General features: G+C 66.7%; 18 protein-coding genes. 13 read left to right on the top strand and 5 right to left on the bottom strand.

The window, feature by feature from the left end; genetic code table 11:
* Nucleotides 1–106: 106 nt before the first annotated feature.
* From secG to kdsA, 6 genes are all read left to right on the top strand, one after another.
* Entirely contained in the window at nucleotides 107–436 is a 330-nt protein-coding gene (secG, locus tag HL658_RS05235) for a preprotein translocase subunit SecG (RefSeq protein ID WP_180280881.1), read from the top strand.
* Between the two features lie 114 nt (nucleotides 437–550).
* Nucleotides 551–2,179, top strand: coding sequence for a CTP synthase (gene pyrG, locus HL658_RS05230; protein WP_180280880.1), 1,629 nt, complete (start codon nucleotides 551–553; stop codon nucleotides 2,177–2,179).
* A gap of 605 nt (nucleotides 2,180–2,784) precedes the next feature.
* Nucleotides 2,785–3,339, top strand: a complete 555-nt coding sequence (locus HL658_RS05225; protein ID WP_180280879.1) for a matrixin family metalloprotease — start codon at nucleotides 2,785–2,787, stop codon at nucleotides 3,337–3,339.
* A complete protein-coding gene (locus HL658_RS05220) occupies nucleotides 3,306–8,282 on the top strand; it encodes a M10 family metallopeptidase C-terminal domain-containing protein (RefSeq protein ID WP_343055031.1) in 4,977 nt (1,658 codons plus the stop codon). Before HL658_RS05225 ends, HL658_RS05220 begins: the two co-directional genes overlap by 34 nt.
* Before the next feature lie 205 nt (nucleotides 8,283–8,487).
* Nucleotides 8,488–9,183, top strand: coding sequence for a dienelactone hydrolase family protein (locus tag HL658_RS05215; RefSeq protein ID WP_180280878.1), 696 nt, complete (start codon nucleotides 8,488–8,490; stop codon nucleotides 9,181–9,183).
* Between the two features lie 54 nt (nucleotides 9,184–9,237).
* Nucleotides 9,238–10,062: a 3-deoxy-8-phosphooctulonate synthase gene (kdsA, locus tag HL658_RS05210; protein WP_180280877.1), complete on the top strand. Its 825-nt coding sequence runs from the start codon at nucleotides 9,238–9,240 to the stop codon at nucleotides 10,060–10,062.
* 18 nt (nucleotides 10,063–10,080) lie between these two features.
* On the opposite strand, the gene HL658_RS05205 is transcribed toward kdsA, so the two are convergent.
* Nucleotides 10,081–11,469 (bottom strand): PARP domain-containing protein, encoded by a 1,389-nt coding sequence (locus HL658_RS05205; protein WP_180280876.1) that lies wholly within the window; start codon nucleotides 11,467–11,469, stop codon nucleotides 10,081–10,083.
* A 282-nt stretch (nucleotides 11,470–11,751) separates the two neighbouring features.
* Between HL658_RS05205 and eno the strand changes: the two genes are divergently transcribed.
* The 6 genes from eno to HL658_RS05175 all read left to right on the top strand — a co-directional run bounded on the left by eno (nucleotide 11,752) and on the right by HL658_RS05175 (nucleotide 17,592).
* Nucleotides 11,752–13,029, top strand: a complete 1,278-nt coding sequence (gene eno / locus HL658_RS05200) for a phosphopyruvate hydratase (protein ID WP_180280875.1) — start codon at nucleotides 11,752–11,754, stop codon at nucleotides 13,027–13,029.
* 137 nt (nucleotides 13,030–13,166) lie between these two features.
* On the top strand, nucleotides 13,167–13,814 hold the full coding sequence (locus HL658_RS05195) for a tetratricopeptide repeat protein (protein ID WP_180280874.1): 648 nt from the start codon (nucleotides 13,167–13,169) through the stop codon (nucleotides 13,812–13,814).
* Nucleotides 13,814–15,187 (top strand): outer membrane protein assembly factor BamB family protein, encoded by a 1,374-nt coding sequence (locus tag HL658_RS05190; protein WP_180280873.1) that lies wholly within the window; start codon nucleotides 13,814–13,816, stop codon nucleotides 15,185–15,187. The genes HL658_RS05195 and HL658_RS05190 overlap by 1 nt, the downstream gene beginning before the upstream one ends.
* Before the next feature lie 26 nt (nucleotides 15,188–15,213).
* Entirely contained in the window at nucleotides 15,214–16,620 is a 1,407-nt protein-coding gene (gene der, locus HL658_RS05185) for a ribosome biogenesis GTPase Der (RefSeq protein WP_180280872.1), read from the top strand.
* Nucleotides 16,621–16,751: 131 nt separating this feature from the next.
* A complete protein-coding gene (locus HL658_RS05180) occupies nucleotides 16,752–17,099 on the top strand; it encodes an ArsR/SmtB family transcription factor (protein WP_180280871.1) in 348 nt (115 codons plus the stop codon).
* The gene (locus tag HL658_RS05175; protein ID WP_180280870.1) at nucleotides 17,092–17,592 is read left to right on the top strand and encodes an SRPBCC family protein; all 501 of its coding nucleotides are present in this window, start codon (nucleotides 17,092–17,094) and stop codon (nucleotides 17,590–17,592) included. Before HL658_RS05180 ends, HL658_RS05175 begins: the two co-directional genes overlap by 8 nt.
* A gap of 48 nt (nucleotides 17,593–17,640) precedes the next feature.
* Here the strand turns inward: HL658_RS05175 and uvrB are convergent, their stop codons facing one another.
* The 3 genes from uvrB to HL658_RS05160 all read right to left on the bottom strand — a co-directional run bounded on the left by uvrB (nucleotide 17,641) and on the right by HL658_RS05160 (nucleotide 22,583).
* Nucleotides 17,641–19,773, bottom strand: a complete 2,133-nt coding sequence (gene uvrB, locus HL658_RS05170; RefSeq protein ID WP_180280869.1) for an excinuclease ABC subunit UvrB — start codon at nucleotides 19,771–19,773, stop codon at nucleotides 17,641–17,643.
* A gap of 171 nt (nucleotides 19,774–19,944) precedes the next feature.
* Entirely contained in the window at nucleotides 19,945–22,173 is a 2,229-nt protein-coding gene (locus tag HL658_RS05165; protein ID WP_180280868.1) for a patatin-like phospholipase family protein, read from the bottom strand.
* Between the two features lie 236 nt (nucleotides 22,174–22,409).
* Nucleotides 22,410–22,583 (bottom strand): hypothetical protein, encoded by a 174-nt coding sequence (locus tag HL658_RS05160; RefSeq protein WP_180280867.1) that lies wholly within the window; start codon nucleotides 22,581–22,583, stop codon nucleotides 22,410–22,412.
* 223 nt (nucleotides 22,584–22,806) lie between these two features.
* Between HL658_RS05160 and rpsD the strand changes: the two genes are divergently transcribed.
* Complete coding sequence (rpsD, locus tag HL658_RS05155) at nucleotides 22,807–23,421, top strand: 30S ribosomal protein S4 (RefSeq protein WP_180280866.1); 615 nt, start codon at nucleotides 22,807–22,809, stop codon at nucleotides 23,419–23,421.
* A 111-nt stretch (nucleotides 23,422–23,532) separates the two neighbouring features.
* Here rpsD and HL658_RS05150 read toward each other — a convergent pair whose 3' ends face one another.
* A complete protein-coding gene (locus HL658_RS05150; protein WP_180280865.1) occupies nucleotides 23,533–25,941 on the bottom strand; it encodes a HAMP domain-containing methyl-accepting chemotaxis protein in 2,409 nt (802 codons plus the stop codon).
* Between the last annotated feature and the right edge of the window lie 72 nt (nucleotides 25,942–26,013).

The following is a 26,013-nucleotide window of genomic DNA, read 5'->3' as shown; positions in this document are numbered from 1 at the left end:
TCGTCGCGCGCGCCGCGGCTTCCGATGGGAGGTCGCGGCGCGCATTCGGTTTGGCGGGTGCCGGCGCCCTGACGCCGTCACGCGCAAGCGTGGGGAACGGAGTTCGATGGAAACGGTGCTCTTGGTCATTCACCTGCTGATCGCGCTGGCGCTGGTGGGCGTCATCCTGATCCAGCGGTCGGAAGGCGGCGGACTCGGCATCGGCGGCGGCACCATGGGCGGCATGATGACCACCCGCGGCTCGGCCAACCTGCTGACCCGCACCACCGCGATCCTCGCCGCGGGCTTCATGACGACCAGCATCATCCTGGCGATCCTGGCGGGCGGCCACTCGCGCCCGACCTCGATCATCGACAGCATGCCCGCGGCTCCGGCCCAGCAGCAGGCCCCGCAGCCGGCCGTCCCCGCAACGCCGGCTCCGCCCGTCGCGCAGTAAACGCCGACGCGACAAGCCGGATGCTTTGAGGAGAGGCGGCATCATCCGGAGCCGCCTCTTTCCTTTGTGCGTTCTCGAACAAGGTTCCATCTCGTCGAACAGGTCACGACAGCCATGACGCGGTACATCTTCATCACGGGCGGCGTGGTTTCTTCGCTGGGCAAGGGCATCGCCGCGGCATCGCTGGCGGCCCTGCTCCAGGCGCGCGGCTACAAGGTCCGCATGCGCAAGCTCGACCCGTACCTGAACGTCGATCCCGGCACCATGAGCCCGTACCAGCACGGCGAGGTGTTCGTGACCGACGACGGTGCCGAAACCGACCTCGATCTCGGCCATTACGAGCGCTTCACCGGCGTGCCGGCCCGGCGCGGCGACAACATCACCACCGGCCGCATCTACAAGACGGTGATCGAGAAGGAGCGGCACGGCGACTATCTCGGCGCCACCGTGCAGGTGATCCCGCATGTCACCGACCAGATCAAGGAGTTCATCCGCGCCGACGTCACCGACGAGGACTTCATCCTCTGCGAGATCGGCGGCACGGTCGGCGACATCGAGTCGTTGCCCTTCCTGGAGGCGATCCGCCAGTTCGGCAACGAGGTGGGGCCGGAGCGGGCGCTGTTCGTGCACCTGACGCTGCTGCCCTACATCCCGTCGGCCGGCGAGCTGAAGACCAAGCCGACGCAGCATTCGGTGAAGGAGCTGCTGTCGGTCGGCATCCAGGCCAACATCCTGCTGTGCCGCGCGGACCGCCCGATTCCCGACGGCGAGCGGCGCAAGATCGCGCTGTTCTGCAACATCCGGCCGGAGCGGGTGATCGCGGCGCTGGACGTCAGCACCATCTACCAGGTGCCGATCGCCTACCATGAGGAAGGTTTCGACGATCAGGTCCTGCGTTACTTCGATCTGCCCGTCGAGGGCGAGCCTGACCTCAGCCGCTGGCAGGAGGTCGTCCGCCGCATCGTGAACCCCGAGGGCGAGGTCACCATCGCCGTCGTCGGCAAGTACACCAGCCTGCTCGACAGCTACAAGTCACTGGCCGAGGCGCTGACCCATGGCGGCATCGCCAACAACGTGCGGGTCAATCTCGACTGGATCGACTCGGAGATCTTCGAGCAGGACGGCGCCGTCCAACGGCTGGAGCATGTGCACGGCATCCTGGTGCCGGGCGGCTTCGGCATCCGCGGCACCGAGGGCAAGATCCGCGCGGCGGAATTCGCCCGCCAGCACCGGATTCCCTATTTCGGGATCTGTTTCGGCATGCAGATGGCGGTGATCGAGGCGGCGCGCAACCTCGCCGGCATCGTCGACGCCGGTTCCACGGAACTGGGCCGCCCCGGCAACCCGGTGGTCGGCCTGATGACCGAGTGGATGCGCGGCAACAGCCTGGAGAAGCGCAGCGGGGTCGACGACCTCGGCGGCACCATGAGGCTCGGCGCCTATCCGGCGATGCTGGTGCCCGACAGCAAGGTCTGCGACATCTACGGCGCCAGCGAAATCAGCGAGCGCCACCGCCACCGCTACGAGGTGAACGTCTATTACAAGGAGCGGCTGGAAAAGGTCGGCCTGCGCTTCTCCGGCCTGTCGCCGGACGGCGAGTTGCCGGAGATCGTGGAACTGCCCGACCACCCCTGGTTCATCGGCGTGCAGTTCCACCCCGAACTGAAGTCCAAGCCGTTCGACCCTCACCCGCTTTTCACCAGCTTCATCCGCGCGGCGATCGAGCAGAGCCGGATGGTGTGAACGCGCTCTCCCGCGGCACCCGGACAACATCCCCGTGGTGCCGCGGGTGCCAGCGTCCCGCGCGGACATCGGCCTACGCGATCCGGGTTTCGGCACCGGCCTCCCCTCTGTGTTGACCGCCGGACATATGGTCGCATCCGCCGCGTACTGCCGCGTCGCATTCTTGCGGATCTTGCCCGTCACAAGACAGTCCTCGTCCGATGCCGCCGCTTGCCTGTGGTCCCATACAGGACTGATCGGGCTGGAACCCTGGGATTCCGGGCATGCCGGCTCTTGTCGGCTATGCTGCACGACTTGGTGCGAGTTCGGGTGTACCCATGTTCGGCGGTGACACCAACTGGGCGTCGCATGCATCGGCATGCACAAATCAAATGGACCATCTACGCAAAGGATATTATCCTCGTCGCTACAAAGATTTTAGCGACCGCCATCTTTAGTTGATTGGAGCTGATCCCAAGTTGTCGAGACAACGCCTCTTTGATCGTGCAACCAACAAATGCCGCAGTGGCTCACGCCGGCGGCATGGTTCCGGAGTGCGTGGAAGCGGTGGTGTTCGGAGCTTTGGATCGAGGTAGGCGGGAAGGCGTGTCCACAGAGGTGCAGTCATGGGTTTCTTGACCGGCAACAACAGCATCGATGCGCTTCTAGCGGGCGACAGTTACCGTTGGAACGCCGGAAAGCCCACTGGCACCGCAACCACGATCAGCTATTCGTTCCTCACAAGCCTGCCGACTTACTATGCCAGCGGCGCGGCGGAGGCCAAGGACTTCGCCGCGGTGACCGACTCCATGAAGGCGGGCATCGAGGCGGCGCTAAGCCTTTATGAGCAGGTCTGCAACGTCCGCTTTGTCGAGGATACGTCCGAGAAGGGCCAGATCACCTTTGCACAGTGCAGCCTGAGCGGGGTCGCCACATCCTCCTACGGCGGCGGCACCGGCAAGGCCGGCGACGTCTTCTTCAACATCAACCATACGCCAAATCAGAGCATGACCGCCGGCAGCTACGCCTTCATGACGGCGCTGCACGAGATCGGTCACGCGCTGGGGCTGAAACATCCGGGCAATTACGACGGAACCGCCGGCGCGGTTCCCGGGCCCTACCTGCCGGCGGCCACAGACTCCGTGCAATACACGGTGATGTCCTATTACGGCGGGCTCTGAACGGCGGCAACCCGCAGACCCTGCAGCTTTATGACATCCAGGCGCTACAGTATCTTTACGGCGCCAACCGGGGCGCTGCCACAGGCGACGACACCTACATCGTGTCCGCCAGTGCGCCGGAGGTCCGGTCGATCTGGGACGGAGGGGGCACCGACACCCTGGACGCGTCGGCCCAGACGCGTGCGGTCCGCATCGACCTCAACGCCGGAGCCTTCAGCTCGATCGGGGTGAACGCCACCGGCGGCGCTGCGGTGAACAACATCGCCATCGCTTATGGCTCGACCATCGAGAATGCTGTGGGCGGGGCGGGCAACGACACGCTGGTCGGCAACGCCGTCGACAACCTGTTGACCGGTGGAGCGGGTGACGACGCGTTCGACGGCGGAGCCGGCTCCGACGTCGCGACCTACCGCGGCACGCGCGCGCAGTACAAGGTGTGGACGGAAAACGGCCGCATCACGGTGCAGGACCTGGTAAGCGGGCGGGACGGCACCGACACGATGGTGAATGTCGAACGCCTGCGGTTCGCCGACGGTGAGGTGCTGGCCTCGACCGCCGCCGCGCCGCTGACAGGCAGCGCCGTTTCGCGCAGCCTGAGGAACGGCCAGACGGTCGCCTTGTCCGATCTGTATTCAGCCGGAAACTCCGATGGGCGGACGGTTCAATATTACTGGATCACCGACCTGGCGGGGGCTGGGCTGGTCAACCTGAACGGCGCGGTGAACCTCGCGACTGCGGCCCAAAAGGCGGCGGGCGGCATTCAAGTCAGCGCGACTGATTTCGCCAAGCTCACCTACACCGGTGCCGGGACCGAGACCCTGGGCTTCCAGGTTTTCGACGGGCTGGCCTGGAGCGCCACGGCCAACGCCAAGCTCACCAACAGCACCCCCACCGGTGTCGGCGCTCCGCGTGCTCTGGGAACCGGCAAGTCCGTGGCGCTGTCGGATCTCTACGCGGCGACCGACGCGGAGGACTCGATCCAGTACTACCGCGTGACCAACCCGGCGGGTGCGGGCACGCTGTCGCTGAACGGGGCGGTGGACCTCGCCAACGCCACCCAGCGCGCGCAGGGCATCTCCCAGTTCTCCGCCGCCGACTTCGCCAAGGTGACCTACACCGGCAACGGCAACGAGACGCTGAGCTTCATGGCGCATGACGGCCTCGGCTGGAGCGCCACCACCAACGTCGCCGTCAGCAACGCCCTTCCGGTCGGCGCCGGCACGCCGACCGCGCTGGCGAAGGGCGCGACGGTGGCGCTGTCGGATCTCTACGCCGCGACCGACGCGGAGGACTCGATCCAGTACTACCGCGTGACCAACCCGGCGGGTGCGGGCACGCTGTCGCTGAACGGGGCGGTGGACCTGGCCAACGCCACCCAGCGCGCGCAGGGCATCTCCCAGTTCTCCGCCGCCGACTTCGCCAAGGTGACCTACACCGGCAACGGCAACGAGACGCTGAGCTTCCTGGCGCACGACGGTCTCGGCTGGAGCGCCCCCACCAACGTCGCCGTCAGCAACGTAGCCGGCATCGCTGTCTCAAACAGGTTGGGCATCGGACAGTCTGTCGCGTTGTCCGATCTGTTCTCGGTGACCGACGCGGATGGTGACACCATCCGGACGTATCGGATCACCGATCCGGCGGGGGCGGGACGAATCAACCTGAACGGTGCCGTCAATCTCGCCACCACCGCCCAAAAGGCGGCGGGCATGGTGCAGGTCAATGCTGCCGACTTCGCGAAGCTCACCTACACGGGCTCGGGAACCGAATCCTTGAGCTTCCAAGCTTTCGACGGTGTCAGTTGGAGCACGCCGGTCACCGCAAGGCTCACCAACTCCGCCCCTGTCGGCACCGCCGCTACGGTCAGCCTCAGAGCCGGGGAGGTCGTGGCGCTGCCACGGCTGTTCTCGGCGAGCGACCCGGAGGGTGACACCATCCAGATGTACAGGATCACGGATCCAGCGGGGGCTGGGCGGATCAATCTGAACGGCGCAGTCAATCTCGCCACCACCGCCCAAAAGGCGGCGGGCATGGTTCAGGTCAGTGCTGCCGACTTCGCGAAGCTCACCTACACGGGCTCAGGAGCGGAGTCCCTGAGCTTCCAGGCGTTTGATGGAGTGAACTGGAGCAACGCGACCAGAACGGCGATTGCGGTGACCAGTCGTTTGGTCGGCATCGGCAAGCCGCGCGACCTCGCTCCGGGTCAGGAAATTCCGCTCTCCCTCCTCTATGAGATCGACACCACCTCTGGCATAACGGCACGGTTCTACCGGATTACCGATCCGGCGGGCGGTGGGGGCATCCAACTGAACGGGGTAAAAAACCTCGCCAGCGCCGCCGACCAAGCGCGTGGTGTTTATCAGGTTACGGCCGCCGAATACAACAAGTTGACGTACACCGGGTCGCAAGGAGAAAGCCTGACCTTCCAGGTCGGAGATGGCACCGCCTGGAGCGCGGCGACCCAGGTCGCCGTCACCGAAGGCGCTCCAGCCGCGGTTCTTCCATCCCAAACGCTCAAGATTGGAGAAACGGTCGCGTTGTCAAGCTTTGTGACTCCTGACAACTCGAAATACTACCATTACATCATCTATGACAACTCTGCCACTGGTACGTTTAACCTCAACGGTGCGGTGAATCTCAATCCCTTCTACAACATAGTCAATATCGACGACTCGGCGTTTCAGGTCTTCGATCTCACGCCCGAGGATTTCGCCAAGGTCACCTACACCGGACGCGGTTCGGCAACATTCCACATCGAGCGACTTGAACGCATTACGGCTGATGGTCCGACGCCGCACGATGATCTCTCCCTTGCGCACCTGCGGAAGAGTGATACGACGACGGTGGTCATCGGCAACCGGACCCCAGACGGGATGATCTCTCCGGCCAGCAATCGGCAGGGTACGGCGTTGCGACTGTCCGACATCTATTCGGCACAAGACGGCGACGGCGATTCGGTAATTTACTACCGGGTCAAAAGGGAGAGCGGCCTCGATGAGATCAATTTGAACGGAGCGGTCAACGTCAGTTCTGGAGCGGATTTTCTTCAAGGATATTACACAGTATCCGCCAACGATTTCAGCAAGCTGACCATCAACACCACAGGGTTCAACGAATTGCGCTTCCAGGCCAGCGACGGGGGTGGCTGGAATGCGCCGATCACGGTCATCCTGGGCGAGGGAGCGCAGGCGACAGCCCGCAGATCGGTTGGGTTGAACGCAACCGTCAAGCTCGCGCAACTGTTCGACCCGGGTGTGCTGACGCAGACCGGTGCGAGCTTCTACCGCGTCGAGGATCCGAGCGGAGCGGGTCATGTTTTCCTGAACGGTGTTGCAAACCTCGCCTCTCCAGCCGACCAAGCGGAAGGTCGGTATCTGGTGGCGGCATCCGACATGTCCAAGCTGACCTACACCGGTGGCGGACGTGAGCGGATAACGGTTCAGGCCGTCGACGCCAGCGGAACGACCACTTATCAGCCCTATTCCACCTATGTCGGCAATCAGGCCCCCGTTGTTCGAGGGAAGACCAGCAATATACCGAATGATTCCTATACCGATACCAGCTACCTCATGTCGGTGAGCGATCCCGAGAATGATCCAATCGTCTATTACCGATTCCAGCACGTCAGTGGGAATCAAATCTTCGCCTTCGACCCGAAGGAGGTTGTTACCGATGCGTCCGATCCTGTCGGCTCGATCCGGGTGACCGCTGAGGGAGCTTATTGCTACGTCCATCCACAGGGTCTAGGCTCGACCATCGTCCAAGCATTCGATGGGGTCTCATGGAGTGATCCAGCGACGATTACGTTTGCCAAGGAAGACCCGCCTCCGGTCGTAACCAGAAGAACCGACTTCTATCTTGTTCCGGAATTTAACGAAACGTTCCGATTCAATGCAACGTGGTGCACTGGCTACGATGCAAATGGAGCGCTTATAAGTACTTGGATTCCCAAATTTCGCGTGCATGTCCCGGATGAGATCGGGAAATTTACTATGGATGAACAACCAGTTTCCGGGTATTTTGCTGAAATGGGAGAAAATTTCTATGAGATCTCTCAGCTCGATGGATTGAATTCGACCATGACCCTATGGGCATCTGGTGATATCATTGTTCAGGCTTACGACAATATGAAGTGGAGCGCACCAACCAAGCTGCACTTTGAGGTGGCGCCTCCATCGACCACGGACAACCCGCTGGATTTCAGCCCGGGAACCTCGATCACCTTGCGTCAGCTAAAAGAGTCGATCAACCGCAATTGGGCTGACCAAATCTGGTCGATGGATCCTGTTTATGGAGGCGATTGGGTATCGGCAGTCTATATAAAGGACCCTTCCGGTGCTGGTTCCATCAATCTGAACGGTGCTCCCGTCAATTCGCGGGCGCTCGCGTCCGGTCACACGTTCGAGGCTGGCGAGGCCGTGATCGATGTCGCTTACCTGGATCAGGTAACCTACACCGTTCAGGGCTTGGAGAAACTCAAGATCGGGATTATCGCCAGAACTGATTACTTCGGCACGTATGTCGCCGGTCATGCCCCGATGGAGCTTTATGAAATCGACATCGGAGGAGCGCCTGTTGGTACAGTGACACCGCAGTCGCTGGACGGGGTGGGGAGCGCGCCGTTGTCGAATCTCGTGTCGTTCACCGATCCGAACGGCGACACGATCAAATACTATCAGGTTACCGATCCGTACGGCGCCGGATCGCTGCAACTGAACGGGGCTGTCAACCGGGCCAACGCGAACGACACGGCACAGGGCAAGTATCAGTTCGTCGCCAGCGACTTCGGCAGGCTCACCTACCGGGCCAACGGTGCCGAGACACTGACCGTGCAAGCCTTCGACGGTCAGTTGTGGAGTGACCCGACCCTCGTTGCGGTCGATGGCGGCGGATACGTGAGCGGTTCGGGGGCGCTGTTCGGATCAGATCGCCGCATTGGCACTTGAACGCGTGCCCGACTGGCGGGGGCAATGGCGATCATCCGCCGCCCTCCTCCTCCGGGAATCCCGGAAAACAAAAACCAAAGGGCCTGCATCCCCCCTTCCGGCTGAGCCGGGGCTCGACGGTTGGTTCCGCGGGTGACGAGGGCTATGATGCCCCCGCGGCGGTCGGGCGATGTCCGGCCGTAACCGGAAAACGGGAGAGGGCATCGTGACCGAAGTCACCATCCAGGCCGCCGACGGCGGTGCGTTCATGGCCTATGTGGCGAAACCGGCGACCCTGCCGGCGCCGGCTGTCGTGGTCATCCAGGAAATCTTCGGGGTGAACGCGGTGATGCGCGGCATTGCCGACGATCTGGCGCGGCAAGGCTATCTGGCCGTCTGCCCCGACCTGTTCTGGCGGATCGAGCCTGGCGTGGACATCACCGACAAGACGCAGGAGGAATGGAACAAGGCCTTCGCCCTGCTCCAGAAATTCGACGTCGACAAGGGCGTGGGGGATCTGAAGTCCACCGCCGACTGGTGCCGCCAGCAGACGGAATGCAACGCGCGTGTCGGCACCGTCGGCTATTGCCTGGGCGGCAAGATGGCCTTTCTGATGGCGTCCCGCTCCGACGTGGACGCCAACGTCAGCTACTACGGAGTCGGCCTTGTGGATCTCGTCGGCGAGGTCCCGAACATCAAGAAGCCGCTGCTGATGCATGTGGCGGAGTTGGACAAGTTCGTGGCCCCGGAGGCACGCGACACGGTGCTGGAGGCGGTGGCGGCCAACCCCAAGGTCACTGCCCATGTCTATGAGGGCATGGACCACGCCTTCGCCCGCAAGGGCGGGGATCATTTCGACGCCGCGGCGTCGGAGCTCGCCAACGGTCGCACGGCGGACTTCTTCCGCGAACATCTCTCCTGAACCGCCCTCCCCCTCTCCCCATGGGAGAGGGGTCTTCCCCGCCCGGAGCACCCCATGACCCGCACCGTCAGCGTCGGCCCGCTCGCCATCGCCAACGACCGCCCCTTCGTCCTGATCGCCGGCCCCTGCCAGATGGAGAGCCGCGAGCACGCCCTGGAAACGGCGGAGGCGCTGGCCGGCATCTGCGGCGCTCTTGGGATCGGGCTGATCTACAAGACCTCCTACGACAAGGCCAACCGCACCTCGATCAACGCCGCGCGCGGCATGGGGATGGACCGGGCGCTGCCGGTCTTCGCCGAGATCCGCGAGCGCTTCGGCTGCCCGGTGCTGACCGACGTGCACGAGACCCAGCACTGCGCCCCCGTGGCGGAGGCGGTGGACGTGCTGCAGATCCCCGCCTTCCTCTGCCGCCAGACCGACCTTCTGGTGGCCGCGGCGCAGACGGGACGGGCGGTCAACGTGAAGAAGGGCCAGTTCCTCGCCCCCTGGGACATGAGGAACGTCGCCGCCAAGCTGACCGCGGCCGGCAACGACAAGGTCCTGCTGTGCGAGCGTGGTGCCAGCTTTGGCTACAACACGCTGGTGTCGGACATGCGAAGCCTGCCGATCATGGCGGAGACCGGCTTCCCCGTGATCTTCGATGCCACCCATTCCGTGCAGCAGCCGGGCGGCCAGGGCACCAGCTCCGGCGGCCAGCGGGAGTTCGTGCCGGTGCTGGCCCGCGCCGCGGTGGCCGTGGGCGTCGCCGGCCTCTTCATCGAGTGCCACCCCGACCCCGACAAGGCCCCCAGCGACGGCCCGAACATGGTGCCGATGCGCGAGATGCGGGCGCTGCTGGAGCGTCTGCAGGCCTTCGACCGGGTGGCGAAGGGGGCGTAAGCCCCCTCCGCCGCGGCATCAGTACACGTAACCCGCGCCCCGCACCGCCTCGAACAAATCCTTGCGAAACTGCGAATCCGGCTTCAGGCGGGTACCCAGTTCCTTGTCGGTCATGCCGTCGGCGATCAGGCCGTTGACCTTGGAGGTCGGCTGGCAGGACAGAAAATAGCAGACCACGGCCATCAGCCGGTCGTCACCCTTGCCGAAGCTGTCCTTGATCTTGGTGAGGGCGTTCTTGGTTTCCTTGCTCTGGTTCCAGTGGGTGCGCCGCTCGTAGGTCTGGATGCCCTTGCGCACCGCCTCGATGAGCAACAGGCCGACGTCGTCGTCGCCCAGCACGTAGGAGACCACGAATTCCGGGTACATCTGCTGCGTGCGCCGCGCCAGCATCTCGTTGGCGCCGGACCCGAAGCTGAACGGGTTGAACTGCGTGCCGGTCTTGAAGCCCTGCGAGAACACCGAGTGCTGGCCGCCACGGGTCTCGTCGAAACCGGTCTTCTTGTAGCCGGCGTGGTTGGCCTTGTGCTGGCCGATCTTCAGCATCGCCTGGAGCTTCGAGCCATAATGCTCGGGGATGCCCAGCACCACGCGGGCGAGGATGCAGTTGCGGGCGATCTTGCGCCGTGTCTTGGCGGACCGGCAATTGCACTCGAAGTCACCGCAGATCTTGCAACCCGCGTAGGTCATCATCTTCGAGAAGCTGTCGGTGAAATAGGTGCCCTGCCCCAGCATGCCGAACTGCGGGTTCGCCACCGTTCCCTTGTTGCGCCCGAGGTCGGGGCGGAAGCCACCGGACACGATCATCTTGATGAAGTTCTTGCTGGTGCCGTGGAACAGCATCACCTCGCCGATCGGCTCGTTCATCACCGGCAACCCGCGCAGCCCTGTGGCGCTGTCGGACTGCACGGCCGAGCTCCAGACGATCCCGGCCAGCGGATTGCTGGTTCCGTTGATCGTGAACCGCGACGTCAGTTCGTTCCGGTAGTTCTCGTACATCTCCCAGAGCGGGAGGTTGCGGATCACCCGCACCTTGCGCACGGTCACCGGGCGCGAGCTGGGCGGAGCGACGCTCTTGTCCGAGGTCTCGCGCGCGCGGCGCGCGGCGGTCTGGCGCTGAAAGGCGCTGAGGCTGCTGTCGTTCGCCTGGTCGCGCGCCCAGGCCATGCGCGTCTTCTCGCCGCGCTCCGATGTGTAAGGCGATTCCGTGATGTTGCGGCGGATGTAGGCGGCGATCGCCTTGAACGCCTCGCTGCCCGGGTCGAGCTTGGCCGAGGTGTAGCCGGCGGTCACGTTGTCGGTGTCGATGGCGTCCGACACGGCGTTGTCGTCCTGATCGTCGGCGGACGCACCGTTCCAGCCCTTCATCCAGCCCTTGTTCGGCCAGTAGCTTGGCGGATGGATCAGCATGCGTGTCTCCTCAAGCGCGCTGGTCGCGTCGCGGGAACGCCGATGGGCAACCCCGGGCGACGCCCGTTATCCCTCTTTGGTGGTGGGGAGCCTACGGGCGCAATCAAAGGATCGCAATACGGATGTATGGCGGGGCTGTGACCTGTGGTGGGATGGGCGGGGGCACCGCCCGGCACAGGCCGCGTCGGTTGGTCCGCGGCGGCAAAAGCCTCCGGCGCGCTTGCGCTCCGCCCCCGGTGGGGCTATCCGTTTCCGCGGCCGAAATACCGGAGGACAGCGACCATGAGCGCCATCACCGACATCCATGCCCGCGAGATTCTGGACAGCCGCGGCAACCCGACCGTCGAGGTCGATGTGGAGCTGGAGTCCGGGGCGTTCGGCCGGGCGGCCGTGCCGTCGGGGGCGTCCACCGGGGCGCACGAGGCGGTCGAGCTGCGCGACGGCGACAAGTCCCGTTACGGCGGCAAGGGCGTGACCAAGGCCGTGGACGCGGTGAACGGCGAGATCTTCGACGCGCTGTCCGGTCTCGACGCCACCGACCAGGGGGCCATCGACCTCGCCATGATCGAGCTGGACGGGACGCCCAACAAGGCGCGGCTCGGCGCCAACGCGATCCTCGGCGTCAGCCTCGCCATCGCCAAGGCGAGTGCGGAGGAGGCCGGGCTGCCGCTCTACCGCTATGTCGGCGGCGCCTTCGCCTCGCTGCTGCCGGTGCCGATGATGAACATCATCAACGGTGGCGCCCACGCCGACAACCCCATCGACATCCAGGAGTTCATGATCATGCCGGTGGGGGCCGCCACCGGGGCCGACGCCATCCGCATGGGCGCCGAGATCTTCCAGTCGCTGAAGAAGAAGCTGAAGGACGCCGGCCACAACACCAACGTCGGCGACGAGGGCGGCTTCGCCCCCAACCTCGCCTCCACCGACGACGCGCTGGGCTTCGTGATGAAGGCGATCGAGGCTGCCGGCTACACCCCCGGCGAGGACGTGATGCTGGCGCTCGACGCCGCCTCCACCGAGTTCTTCAAGGACGGCAAGTACCACCTGGAGGGCGAGGGCAAGGTGCTGGGCGCGGACGAGATGGTCGCCTACTGGGCCGACCTCGTGGGCCGCTACCCGATCATCTCCATCGAGGACGGCATGGCCGAGGATGACTGGGAGGGCTGGAAGGCGCTGACCGACGCCATCGGCTCCAAGGTCCAGCTCGTCGGCGACGACCTGTTCGTCACCAACCCCAAGCGCCTGGCGCAGGGCATCAGCGGCGGCATCGCCAACTCGATCCTGGTCAAGGTCAACCAGATCGGCACGCTGACCGAGACGCTGCACGCCGTCGATATGGCGCACAAGGCCGGCTACACCGCCGTCCTCTCGCACCGTTCCGGCGAGACCGAGGACAGCACCATCGCCGATCTTGCCGTCGCCACCAACTGCGGCCAGATCAAGACCGGCTCCCTGTCCCGCTCCGACCGGCTCGCCAAGTACAACCAGCTCATCCGCATCGAGGAGAAGCTGGGCACCGCCGCCCGTTTCGCCGGCAAGGGCATCCTGAAGGCGTGAGGAACCGACCCTCTCCCCACGGGGAGAGGGTCATGCCGTCTTGACCCGCTCCGCCGGGGTCTGCTATCCGGCCGGGTGCGTCGTGCATGCCCGCCGGCCCCGTGCCGGCGGAGCACTCTTTTCATGTTGCAGGTTCCATGAGCGACATCTTCCGCGAAGTCGATGAAGACCTTCGCCGCGACCGCGTGCAGTCCCTGGCCAAGCGCTACGGCGGGGTGGCGGTCGCGGTGGCGTTCGTGGTGGTCGCGGGCACGGCCGGCTACACCGGCTGGAAGCACTGGCGCCAGTCGCAGCGCGAGGACGCGACCCAGCGTCTGACGCTGGCCATGGAGCAGGCGGTGCAGGCGCCGGCGCAGGGTGTGACGGCGCTGACCAGCTTCACCGAGGCGGCGGCACCGGCCGACCTCGCGACGCTCGCCCGGCTCAACGCCGCCGCCCTGCAGGTGCAGCAGGGCAAGCCGGCGGAGGCCGCGGCGCTCTACGACTCCGTTGCCAACGACGCTTCGGCCCGCACCGTCTACCGCGAACTTGCCACGCTGATGAGCGTGATGCAGCAGCTCGGCACCGGCGATCCCGGCCAACTGCAGGCGCGGCTGCAGCCGCTGACCGCCGACACCAACCCCTGGCGCCATTCCGCGCGGGAGATGACGGCGCTGCTGGCCGCCCGCGCCGGCGACCGGGAGAAGGCGCGCACCCTGTTCACCCAACTGGCCGACGACCCGACGGCCCCCGCGGGGGTACGCACCCGCGCGGGTGAGCTCGCGGCCCTTTACGCCAAGACCTGATGGGCCAAGACCTGATGGACCGCATGCCGACCAGCCGCCCCGCCACCCGCCGCGCCCGCCTGCTGACCGCCACTCTTCTGTCCACCCTGCTGGTCGGCTGCGACACGGTCAGCGGCTGGTTCGGCAGTTCCGCCCCGCCACCCCTGCCGGGTCAGCGCGTCGCGGTATTGCTGCGCGAGCGGCGGGTCGAGGTGGATCCGAAGCTCGCCGGGACGCCGGTGGCGGTGCCGCCGGCCCAGACCAACGCCGCGTGGCCGCAGGCCGGTGGCGGGCCCGAGCACGCCATGGGGAACCTCGCCCTGTCGGCCAACCCGGTGGAGGCGTTCCGCGCCGACATCGGCGCCGGCTCGTCCAGCTCGCAGATGCTGCTGAGCGCACCGGTGGTGGCGGATGGCCGCGTCTTCGCCGTGGACGCCGACGCCAAGGCCGGCGCCTTCGACGCTCAGACCGGGCGGAACCAGTGGCAGCAATCGCTGAAGCCCGAGAAGGAGCGCGGCGACGCCATGGGCGGCGGCGTCGCCTATGACGGCGGCCGGCTGTTCGTCACCACCGGCTACGGCGAGGTGCTGGCGCTCGACGGCGGCAACGGCACCATTGTCTGGCGCAAGCGCGTGTCCGGCCCGTTGCGCGGGGCACCGACAGTGGCGGCGGGCCGTGTCTTCGCGGTGACCATCGACAACCAGCTCGTGGCGCTGAACGCGGCCGACGGCGAGAACCTTTGGAACCACACGGGCATCCTGGAATCCGCCGGCCTGCTCGGCGCCTCCAGCCCGGCGGCCAACGCCACAGTGGTGGTGGCGCCCTACTCCTCGGGCGAGCTGGTCGCCATGCGGCCGGAGAACGGCCGGGTCACCTGGATGGAAAGCCTGGCGGCCATCCGCCGCTCCGGTGCGCTGAGCAGCCTGGCCGACATCCGGGGCCTGCCGGTGCTCGACCGCGGGGCCGTGTTCGCCATCGGCCATTCCGGCCGCATGATCGCGGTGGACGAGCGCATCGGCGCCCGCCTGTGGGAGCTGGAGCTGGGTGGCACCCAGACCCCCTATGTGGCGGGCGAGTTCGTCTTCGTTGTCACCAACGACGCGGAGGTGGTGGCGATCACCCGCCGCGACGGCCACATCCGGTGGATCGGCCAGCTTCAGCAGTTCGAGGATCCCAAGGAGCGCACGGGTGTGGTGAGCTGGGCCGGCCCGGTGATGGCCGGCGGCGTGCTGTGGCTGACCAACTCGCTGGGTGAACTGGTCAGCGTCTCTCCGGAAACCGGCGAGGTGACCGGGCGGCGGAAACTGCCGTCGGAGACCTTCCTTCCCCCTGTGGTGGCCAATGGAACTCTCTATGTATTGAGCGACAACGGGACGCTCACGGCCTTCCGTTGACGGAAGTCCCAAGGAAAGCCGCGTCCATGCCGTTCACCGTCGTCATCATCGGCCGACCCAATGTCGGCAAGTCCACGCTGTTCAACCGGCTGGCCGGGAAGCGGCTGGCGCTGGTGGACGACACGCCCGGCGTGACCCGTGACTGGCGGTCGGCGGACGGGCATGTCGGCGGGCTGTCCTTCACCATCGTCGACACCGCCGGTCTGGAGGATGTGTTCGACGACAGCCTGGAAGCCCGCATGCGCCGCCAGACCGAGCAGGCGCTGGAGCGGGCCGACGTGGCGCTGTTCGTCATCGACGCGCGCACAGGCATCACCCCGCTCGACCGCCATTTCGCGTCCTGGCTGCGCAAGGGCCGGACACCGGTGATCCTCGTCGCCAACAAGGCGGAGGGCAAGGCCGGGCTGCCCGGCATCCTGGAATCCTTCGAGCTGGGGCTGGGCGACCCGGTGCCGCTGTCCGCCGAGCACGGCGAGGGCATGGCCGATCTGGTGGAGGCTCTGCTGCCCTTCGCGCCGAAGGACGAGGAGCCGGAGAAGGCGGCACCGGCCACCGTCGCCTTGACCGAGGACGGCCTTGAGATCCCGGTCGGCGACCAGCCGGAGCCGGAGGAGGAGCGCCTCCGCCCCATCCAGATCGCCATCGTCGGCCGCCCGAACGTCGGCAAGTCCACCCTGCTCAACAGCCTGATCGGCCAGGAGCGGGTGCTGACCGGGCCGGAAGCCGGGATGACCCGCGACGCCATCGCGGTGGATTGGGAATGGCGCGACCGCCAGTTCCGCCTCGTCGATACCGCCGGCATGCGCCGCCGCGCCCGCGTCGAGGACAAGGTGGAGAAGCTGGCCGTCGCCGACGGTCTGCGCGTGGTGCGCATGGCCCAGGTGGTGATCCTCGTCGTGGACGCCGGCCAGATCCTCGACAAGCAGGACCTGACCATCGCCCGCATGGTGATCGACGAGGGCCGCGCGCTCGTCATCGCCATCAACAAGTGGGACACGGTGGACGACCGCGCCATGGCGCTGCGTCAGGTCGAGGACAAGCTGGAAAGCTCGCTGGCCCAGGCCAAGGGCGTGTCGGTGGTGACCATCTCCGCGCTGAAGGGCAAGCGGCTCGACGCGCTGTTGGACGCGGTGCTGGACAGCTACGCGGTGTGGAACCGCCGCATCCCGACGGCCCAGCTCAACCGCTGGCTCGAAGGCATCCTGGATCATCACCCGCCGCCCTTGATCGATGGACGCCGGCTGAAGATCCGCTACATGACGCAGGTGAAGGCCCGTCCGCCGGCGTTCGCCCTGTTCGTCAACAAGCCCGGCGACCTGCCCGACAGCTACCAGCGCTATCTGATCGCCAACCTGCGCGACAGCTTCGACCTGCCCGGCGTGCCGATCCGGCTGGCCCTGCGCGGCGGCAAGAACCCGTATGTCAAGGAATAGGGGCCGGCGCCGTCCCCAGCATCCCTGAATCAGGAAGGCTGGCGCAACCCGCCGGCCTTCGTGTCGGCACAACAGTTCGCCAGTTGGAAAACTGTTCTTGACGCGCAGCGTCCCCCGGATTAGTTTGCCGCATGGAAAACTATGAGCACCGTCTGAACCTCGCGTTCGCCGCCCTGGCCGATCCGACCCGGCGCGCGATCGTCGCCCGCCTGAGCAGCGGAGACGCCACGGTCGGCGAACTCGCCGAGCCCTTCGGGATCGGACTGCCGACCTTGTTGAAGCACATCGGCGTGCTGGAGCGTGGCGGCCTCGTGTCGTCGCGAAAATCCGGACGGGTACGAACCTGCTCCCTCACGCCGGGAGCGCTTCGGAACACCGACGAATGGCTTCGTTCACACATCGCGACATGGGAAGGCCGGCTCGACCGGCTGGAGGCCCACCTGTCGCGCAGCATGAAGGACACGCAACGCGATGACTGACAGCACCGCGCAGACCGGCTCGGCATGGGCGTCCTGGCCGCTCGATCGGGAAATCGTCCTTGCCCGCGTCATCAATGCGCCCCGTGAGCGCGTCTTCGACGCCTGGACCGACCCCGGGCAACTCACGGCGTGGTTCGGCCCCAAGGGTTTTTCAATCGAGACGCACGAGATCGACATCCGTACGGGCGGCACCTGGCGGTTCGACATGGTCGGCCCGAACGGTGTGCGCTACGACAACCGGATGAGCTTCCTGCGCATCGACCGGCCGCATCTGATCGAGGTCGATCACGGGTCCGACAAGGACGATGATCCGGGCAAATTCCGCATGCTGGTCACCTTCGACGAGCAATCGGACGGGAAGACGGTCCTCACCCTGCGGCAGATGCACCCGACGCGCGCCCAGCGCGACGCGAGCATCGGCTTTGGCGCGGTCGAATACGGTGGCCAGACGCTCGACAAACTCGCCGCCCATCTGGCCGGGCGCGCAGCGTAAGGCCCCGTCAGCATCCACAGCGGCGTCGCGCGCCGGCTCGACGCCCCATCACCGCCGCCCTCGCCTGCCCTTCTTCGGCGCGCCCTCGGGCACGCCGCGGCCCATGCGGGCCGTGCTGATGCCGATGCTGCCGGGGGTTTCCAGGCCGAGTTCGGTGGCTTCCAGCCGCTTGATCTCGTCGCGCAGACGGGCGGCGGTCTCGAACTCCAGGTCGGCGGCGGCGGCGCGCATCTTCTTTTCCAGGTCGGCGATGACCGCCTTGATGTTGTGGCCGACGAGGTTGTCGGCCACGCCGGTCTTCACCGTCACATGGTCGCCGCGCTCGTAGACGCTCTCCAGGATGTCGCCGATCTTCTTGCGGACGGATTCCGGGGTGATGCCGTGTTCGGCGTTGTAGGCCTCCTGCTTGGCGCGGCGGCGGTTGGTCTCGTCGATGGCGTACTGCATGCTCGCGGTGACCTTGTCGGCGTAGAGGACGGCGCGGCCATCCACGTTGCGGGCGGCACGGCCGATGGTCTGGATCAGCGAGGTCTTGGAGCGCAGATAGCCTTCCTTGTCGGCGTCGAGGATGGCGACCAGCGCGCATTCCGGGATGTCCAGCCCCTCGCGCAGCAGGTTGATGCCGATCAGGACGTCGTAGGCGCCGAGCCGCAGATCGCGGATGATCTCGATGCGCTCCAGCGTCTCCACGTCGGAGTGGATGTAGCGCACGCGCAAGCCCGACTCGTGCATGTATTCGGTCAGCGCCTCCGCCATCTTCTTGGTCAGGGTGGTCACCAGCACGCGGTATCCCTTGGCGGTGACCTGCCGGCACTCCTCGATCAGGTCATCGACCTGGGACTCGGTCGGGCGCACGATCACCGGCGGGTCGATCAGGCCGGTGGGGCGCACCACCTGCTCCACGAAGACGCCGCCGGTGCGCTCCATCTCCCAGTTGCCGGGGGTGGCGGAGACGAAGACGGTCTGCGGCCGCATCGCCTCCCACTCCTCGAACTTCAGCGGCCGGTTGTCCATGCAGGACGGCAGACGGAAGCCGTAGTCGGCCAGCGTGGATTTGCGCATGAAGTCGCCGCGGTACATGCCGCCGATCTGCGGCACCATCACGTGGCTCTCGTCCACGATCAGCAGCGCGTCCTTGGGCAGATACTCGAACAGGGTCGGTGGCGGCTCGCCCGGCGCGCGGCCGGTCAGGTAGCGGCTGTAGTTCTCGATGCCGGCGCAGGAGCCGGTGGCCGCCATCATCTCGATGTCGAAGGTGGTGCGCTGCTCCAGCCGCTGCGCCTCCAGCAGCTTGCCGGTTGTGGTCAGCTCCTCCAGCCGGTGCTTCAGCTCGCGCTTGATCTGCTCGATCGCCTGATTGAGGGTGGGCTTGGGCGTGACGTAGTGGCTGTTGGGGTAGATGCGCACCGCCTCCAGCGCCGCCAGCTTCTCGCCGGTCAGCGGGTCGATCTCGTGGATGGAGTCGATCTCGTCGCCGAAGAAGGAGATGCGCCAGGCGCGGTCCTCCATGTGGGCGGGGAACAGCTCCAGCGTGTCGCCGCGCACCCGGAACAGACCGCGGCCGAAAGCGGCGTCGTTGCGCTTGTATTGCAGCTCGGTCAGCCGGCGCGCCAGCTCGGGGATGCGGATGACCTCGCCCTTGCGGACGTCCACCGTCATCTCCGCGTAGCTCTCCACCGACCCGATGCCGTAGATGCAGGAGACCGAGGCGACGATGATGACGTCCTCCCGCTCCAGCAGCGCGCGGGTGGCGGCGTGGCGCATGCGGTCGATCTGCTCGTTGATCGAGGATTCCTTCTCGATGTAGGTATCCGTCCGCGGCACATACGCCTCGGGCTGGTAGTAGTCGTAGTAGGAGACGAAGTATTCCACCGCGTTGTTGGGGAAGAAGGCCTTCATCTCGCCATAGAGCTGCGCCGCCAGCGTCTTGTTCGGGGCGAGAACCAGGGTGGGCCGCTGCACCCGTTGGATGACATGGGCGATGGTGAAGGTCTTGCCGGAGCCGGTGACGCCGAGCAGGACCTGATCCTTCTCCCCGGCCTGCAAGCCCTCGGTCAGCTCCTCGATGGCGCGCGGCTGGTCGCCGGCCGGCTGGAATTCCGACAGGATTTCCAGCGCCTTGCCGGGCTCCAGCGGCTGGAAAGGGCGCTGCGGGATGGCTTCGAGGACGGGGTGGGCCATGGGTGCCATCTGGGGGTGCCTTCCGGTACGAACACGGAACAGGAACCGGCAATATGGCATCACCCCGCGCCGGGGACCAGGGCGCGCAGGGCGCGCCGGGGTTCAACGTTGCGCATGGCGCGCCGGGGCCGAGGGTTGCGCATGGCATCCCGGTCCCGGATGCGCCAACGGTCAATCGATCGACCACTCGCCGGCCGGCACCCCCTGGGTCCAGCGCACCGGGGCGCCCACCGCCTCCTTCAGTCCGGACCAGAAGGAGGAGACGACGCTCGTCAGCTCCGCCGGGGTGCGGGGCTTGTAGCAGTAGAGCTGCGTGCCCTTGGCCACCTTGGAGTTGCCGACCTTGTCCGTGCGGTAGGCGAGCCCCAGGGCGATGCACCGCTCGAGGTCTTCCGCCGCCTCCGCCTCGTCCATCAGAAGATCCTTCACGATGCCGGCGACCGTGCGGAAGTCGGCCCCGGTGCCGATGAGCGCCCCAAGGACCTTGCGCCGGCCGGCCGACCGACGCTCCAACTCGTCGCCGGAAAGCCCCTTGCCCGGCAGATCGTCGTCGAGCGACAGGATGAGCGGGTCCGCGAACTGGTCGCGGCGGACGAGATCGGCGAGCACCGCGTAGCGGATGGACGACGCGATCTTATCGCGGAGGAACAGGCTCCATCCGGCCTTCACCGCGACCCCGGCAACGCCCCGAAGCTGCTTGGCCAGGAGGGGTATCAGAAGTTCCGCCCGCGCCATCGCGCGCGCCACGAGCTCGTCGAGCCGGTTCCGATCGACCCGCGGCCAGTCCCGCACCAGCACCGGCTCGGCCGCGGTGCCGAGCAGCGGAATCACCGCCACCTTGCCGGCCGGGCCGCCGCCACGTCTCGGATCCAGCGGGCGTTGCGGCGTGCGGATCGGGTTCTCGAGGTCGAGATTGCCGTTGGTCTCGCCCAACGTGAACCATTTGGCGAGGAAATCCTGGCAGTTCTTGCGACCCAGCTCGTAGTCGTGACGGCGGAACTCGATGTCGAGGAAACCGCCGAAGCCGCCCAGCAGGCCGCAGGCGATGCCGGCCTCCTGCAACCGCCCATCGTCGTAGCGGCGCGGTGACACAAGCCAGCGCGACGCCTTGTCGGCGTGGAGCGCCTGGACGAGCTCCTCCGGCTTGAACCGGGCGTTCTGCATGAAGGTGGGGAGCAGCCGGCGGACGACGTCCATCAACCCGGTCTCCCGCGCGCTGAGATCGTCGGCGTCGTAGGCCGGCGGGTCGGGGAACGGGCTGATCATCATCACCAGCCGGTCGGACTTGGCGGGGTCCGACTCGTTGGGCGTCGGCGGATCGCTCATGATGGCGTAGCGCACGATCTGGAAGGGATCATTGTCCAGCGCACCGCCGTCCACGCCGGCAAAGGGGATGCCCATGGTCCCCAGCTGCTCGTTGGTGCCCTCCCGCCGTTCGCCGTCCGGACCGCGCACGATCGGCGACGCCGGGAAGCTCGGATGGATGCCCGTCATCCGGTCCAGAGGCACCGGCAGCGGCCAGGAGCGGCCGATATACGACTCCTTCGGATTCGACACGTCACGCGCCGACAGACCGATCGGGAAGGCGCCGGAGCACAGCGTGTGCTCGATGTATTGCACCCAGGTGATCCGGTCCGTATCCGGACTCTGTGCGATCGCCTCGTCAGAAAGGAGTCGGGGATCGGGCGGCAACGTCGTCACATGGGCAGGGACGGGGTGGTCACGGTCGGCCCACGGGCTGGCGAAGGTCGCGGAACCGGCGCCGGAGAGCTGGTAGTGGGCGCGGTCGCCATGGCTCATCATCCCGTAGCCGGACGACACGTCGCCGTCGAAGGCGATCTGGTAGGGCACGCCGCGCAGGTTGGTCAGCGTCATGTAGACGTGCAGGCTCGACGACAGGTACGGCCGCGGCACAATGGTCGGCGCCCCCGAGGCGACGCCGGCCAACGCCTCCCGGCCGATCTCCTCCAGCGGCAGGCTGTTCAGCAGCGACACCACCTTGGCGCCGTCGCGGGCCAGGTCGGTGGTGTCGAGCAGCGCGCCGGTCTTCGGGAAGGCCGGCTGCAGGAAGTCCGGCCGGTCCACCCATGCCCGGTACAGGTCGGGCAAGGTGTGGAAGGTGCCCTTGCCGGCAGCGGCGACCGTCCGGTCGTGGCGCGGCAGCGGACCGCGGGCGGCGGCGATCATGCCCATGGCCGACGTGATGGCGCCCGCCGAAGCCCCCGCCGCCGCGGCGATGACGACCCGGTGCCCCGGCACACCCGGCTGATCCCGCCGCTTCTCCCACTCGTCCAGCGCCTCGATCAGGAAATCCAGGACGCCGGCCGAATAGGCTCCGGCGGAGATGGCACCGGACATCGCCAGCCCGATGGTGATGGTCTTGCTCTGCTCGTCATCCATGACCCGTCCCCTGCCCGATCGGTGGTGGCCACACACCGTTCTCGAACACCGGAACCTATGACGGGCGGATGATTGCTTATGTACTCAAATCACCGTCAAGATACGGGCGCGATATTGGGATGGCCATGCCAATCCCCTACCCAGGCAACTTCCATTTTCAAACAATTTCATTGAAAAATCCGGCAGAACGCCGGATATATTCAGTTCTGGTTGCGCATTTCTATTTCAAGTTATCATTATTTGGGCTTCTCTGACGAACCCGGTGGCGAATCTGGCGAGGCCGGACGCCCGCCATCGCCGGTCCAGTCGTCGGTGATCATCCCCTGCGCTTCGCTGATGCGTTCGATATCCTCGCGGCTCGGCGGCTTCGGGACGGTCGGAGCGCGGTTGGTTTCGGGCTTGTCGGTCATGGGCGGTCTCCTCTTGCAGTCGACGGACAACACGTCTGCCCGGCTCGATGCTCCCGCGATTGCGCCTTGACTTCGTTGGTGTCCTGGGTAAAGTCCGCGCCTTCCTTCCTGGAAAGGCGGGTGGTCCATGGTTCGGCCCACCCCGTCCCCGGCTGTCCGCGATCAGCGGTTGGGCGGTGGAACTACCGGGACAAGACCAACTCGCTCCGCAATCGAGGACGATATGAGCAAGCGTCACGAGTCCAAGTACAAGATCGACCGCCGCCTCGGCGTCAACCTCTGGGGCCGCCCCAAGAGCCCGATCAACCGCCGCGAGTACGGCCCCGGCCAGCACGGCCAGCGCCGCAAGAAGCCGTCCGACTTCGGCCTGCAGCTCATGGCGAAGCAGAAGCTGAAGGGCTACTACGCCAACATCGGCGAGAAGCAGTTCCGCAAGATCTACCAGGAGGCCGTGCGCCGCAAGGGCGACACCGGCGAGAACCTGATCGGTCTGCTGGAGCGCCGGCTGGACGCGGTGGTCTACCGCATGAAGTTCGTGCCGACCCCCTTCGCCGCCCGTCAGTTCGTCAACCACGGCCACGTTCTGGTCAATGGCCGCCGGCTGAACGTCCCGTCCTACCAGGTGAAGGACAACGACGTCATCGAGGTGCGGAGCAAGTCGAAGCAGATGGCGCTGGTGCTGGAGGCGATCGCCTCGCAGGAGCGCGACATCCCCGACTATCTCGAGGTGGACACCGACGCGCTGAAGGGCCGCTTCGTGCGCCAGCCGCAGCTCGCCGACGTCCCCTACCCTGTCCAGATGGAACCGAACCTGGTCATCGAGTTCTACTCGCGCTGACCGGTCCCGGCCGACGATACGGAAAAGGCCGCATCCTTCGGGATGCGGCCTTTTTCTTTGCGCGGGGTGACCGGCCTCGGGTCGGGTGCCAGGCGCCGGCCGGCCTCCCCCTCAGGCCGAACGCACCTTGTTCAGGAAGCCGCGCACCTCGCCGCGCAGGCGTTCGGCCTGACCGGCCAGATCGCGGGAGGCACGCAGAACGGCGTCGGCGGCGCTGCCGGTCTTGCCGGCGGCGGTGGTCACCTCGGCGATGTGCTGCATCACCTCCTGCGTGCCCTGCGCGGCGTGGCTGACGTTGGCGGCGATGTCACGGGTGGCGGAGCCCTGCTGCTCCATCGCGGTGGCGATGTCGGTCACCGTGCCGCTGATGGCGGCCACCGCCTCGGCGATGGCGCGGATGGCGTCCACCGCGCCGTTGGTCGCCCCCTGCATCTGCGCTACCTGGGCGGAAATCTCCTCGGTCGCGCGCGCGGTCTGGCCGGCCAGGTTCTTCACCTCGGTGGCCACCACGGCGAAGCCCTTGCCGGCCTCGCCGGCGCGCGCCGCCTCGATGGTGGCGTTGAGCGCCAGCAGGTTGGTCTGCTCGGCGATCTCGCCGATCAGCTCGACCACCTGCCCGATGCGCTGCGCGGCGTCCGCCAGCCCTTCCACGATGCCGTTGGTTTGCTTGGCCTTCTCCGCGGCATTGACGGCGGTCGCCGAGCTGTCGTTGAGCCGCCGCGAAATCTCCGCGATGGAGCTGGACAGCTCCTCCGCCGCCGCGGCCACGGTCTGGACGTTGCTGGTCGCCTGCTGCGAGGCGGCGGCCACGGCGGAGGATTTCACGCTGGTGAAGGCGGCGTCGGTGGACATCGCCTGGGCGTCGCGCGCCATGCCGTCCGCCGCCTCGGTGAGGGACTGCACCACGCCGGACACCGCCTGCTCGAAGCCGTTGGCGAACTCGTTCATCGTACGGCGGCGGTCGGCGTCGATCTGGCGGCGCATCTGCTCGCGCTCGCCTTCCAGCCGCTGCATCTCCACCGCGTTGTTCTTGAAGACCTGGAGCGCCGCCGCCATGTGGCGGAGCTCGTCGCGGCGGTTGGCGCCCGGCACCTCCGTGGAGAGGTCCCCCTCCGCCAGCCGGCCCATGGCCGAGGTCATCGCCAGCAGCGGGTGGGTGATGGCGCGGTCGATGAAGAAGGCCAGGACTCCGCCCAGCAGCAGGCCGACGACCGCCCCGATGCCGATGAACATCGACGCCTGCGAGCGCCCGGCCTCCCGCACGTCGCGCTGCAGCGCGACCAGGTGGGTGGCCTTCTCGCTCACCGCACCGGCGGCGGTCGCCATCGCGGTCAGCGCCCTGCTCTGGGTCGCGGTGGCGGCGACCAGTGCCGTGAATTCCCGGTGGAAGCTGTCGGCGGCGGTGATCACCGCGGCCACCAGCGCCTTGCCCTCCTTGTCCACCAGCAGCTTGCCGGCCTCCCCGGCGACGGTACGGGTGTCGGCGATGGCCGCCGCCAAGGCGGCCTGCGGCGCGTCCCCGCCCTTCAGCAGGAAGTCGCGTTCGGCGACCAGCGCCGCCTGCGTGGTCTGGATCATGCGGGCGGCCAGCCCGCGCAGCACCACCGCCTCGTCGACCTCGCTGCGCGCCCAGGCGGCGGCCTGGTCCAGCGCTTCGGACACGGCGATCTGGTTGGCCTGCATCTCGTGCGCCAGTTCGCTCACCTGGTCGGCGAGACGGTTCAGCACCTGCGCCCGCGCCAGGAAGGTCTCCAGATCACGGTCGGCCGGAATGGCCGCCTGCTCGGCGAGCGTGTCGCGGTAGGCGCGGACGACGGTGAGGATGCGCGTCGCCAATTCCTCGTCGTTGGTCCCCGCCAGATCGGATTCGTTGGCCTCGGCGAAGGCGATGAGCTTGTCGATGATCGTAGCGACGGCCTCCGCCTCCTCCGGATTGCGGGTGTACACGAACTCCGCCTGATGCCGGCGGGCGTCCAGCACATGCTCGATCACCCGGTCGGCGCGGGCGGCGGTGGTGCGGGCGTGGCCGGCCGCGTCCTCCGCGTCGCGCAGGCTGACCATGTTGAGGTCGTACCGTTCCGCCTGCTGGCTACCGATGCGGCCGGCAACCTCGCGCAGCTCGTTGGCGCGCTGCTCGATCACCGCCAGACGGCTCTGCGCCTCGGCGTCCAGGGACACGTAGTTGGAGAAGGCGGTGCGATAGGCGCCGATGCCGTCCAGGATTTCGCGGATGGCCGCCGCGCCGTCCGCATCGAGAGCGGCCCCCGTCTCCTCCGCCTCGGCGCGCAGCGCGTCGAGAAGGCGGGGCACCGTCGCCGCTGCCTCGGCGTCGCGACTCGCAACGAAACGTTGCTCTTCCAGCCGCACCACCTTCAGCTTCGTGTCGAGCTCGGCGGTGTGGGACGCCAGATCGACACGGTCGGCGTAGGTCCGCAAACTGCTCCAGCCCACGAAGGCCACCGCCATCATCATGAGAAGAACAGTCGCAAATCCCAGCGCGATGCGCGTGCCGATGGTCATCGAACCAACTCCCGAACGATCCGGGGGAGGCCGTTCCTTGGGCACAGGCTGCTCCTCCCGGGATCACCATTC

Source organism: Azospirillum oleiclasticum (genome assembly GCF_013423485.1).
GTDB lineage: Bacteria > Pseudomonadota > Alphaproteobacteria > Azospirillales > Azospirillaceae > Azospirillum > Azospirillum oleiclasticum.
This window is presented reverse-complemented; position numbering and strand designations above follow the sequence as displayed.

Bases quoted from the DNA above. Each gene is read 5' to 3' on its own strand.
- der (WP_180280872.1), top strand. From the start codon at position 15,214: ATGCCGTTCACCGTCGTCATCATCGGCCGACCCAATGTCGGCAAGTCC.
- HL658_RS05150 (WP_180280865.1), bottom strand. From the start codon at position 25,941: ATGACCATCGGCACGCGCATCGCGCTGGGATTTGCGACTGTTCTTCTC.
- HL658_RS05225 (WP_180280879.1), top strand. From the start codon at position 2,785: ATGGGTTTCTTGACCGGCAACAACAGCATCGATGCGCTTCTAGCGGGC.
- HL658_RS05165 (WP_180280868.1), bottom strand. From the start codon at position 22,173: ATGGATGACGAGCAGAGCAAGACCATCACCATCGGGCTGGCGATGTCC.
- secG (WP_180280881.1), top strand. From the start codon at position 107: ATGGAAACGGTGCTCTTGGTCATTCACCTGCTGATCGCGCTGGCGCTG.
- rpsD (WP_180280866.1), top strand. From the start codon at position 22,807: ATGAGCAAGCGTCACGAGTCCAAGTACAAGATCGACCGCCGCCTCGGC.
- HL658_RS05205 (WP_180280876.1), bottom strand. From the start codon at position 11,469: ATGCTGATCCATCCGCCAAGCTACTGGCCGAACAAGGGCTGGATGAAG.
- kdsA (WP_180280877.1), top strand. From the start codon at position 9,238: ATGACCCGCACCGTCAGCGTCGGCCCGCTCGCCATCGCCAACGACCGC.
- HL658_RS05160 (WP_180280867.1), bottom strand. From the start codon at position 22,583: ATGACCGACAAGCCCGAAACCAACCGCGCTCCGACCGTCCCGAAGCCG.
- HL658_RS05190 (WP_180280873.1), top strand. From the start codon at position 13,814: ATGGGCCAAGACCTGATGGACCGCATGCCGACCAGCCGCCCCGCCACC.
- HL658_RS05175 (WP_180280870.1), top strand. From the start codon at position 17,092: ATGACTGACAGCACCGCGCAGACCGGCTCGGCATGGGCGTCCTGGCCG.
- HL658_RS05195 (WP_180280874.1), top strand. From the start codon at position 13,167: ATGAGCGACATCTTCCGCGAAGTCGATGAAGACCTTCGCCGCGACCGC.
- pyrG (WP_180280880.1), top strand. From the start codon at position 551: ATGACGCGGTACATCTTCATCACGGGCGGCGTGGTTTCTTCGCTGGGC.
- uvrB (WP_180280869.1), bottom strand. From the start codon at position 19,773: ATGGCCCACCCCGTCCTCGAAGCCATCCCGCAGCGCCCTTTCCAGCCG.
- HL658_RS05180 (WP_180280871.1), top strand. From the start codon at position 16,752: ATGGAAAACTATGAGCACCGTCTGAACCTCGCGTTCGCCGCCCTGGCC.
- eno (WP_180280875.1), top strand. From the start codon at position 11,752: ATGAGCGCCATCACCGACATCCATGCCCGCGAGATTCTGGACAGCCGC.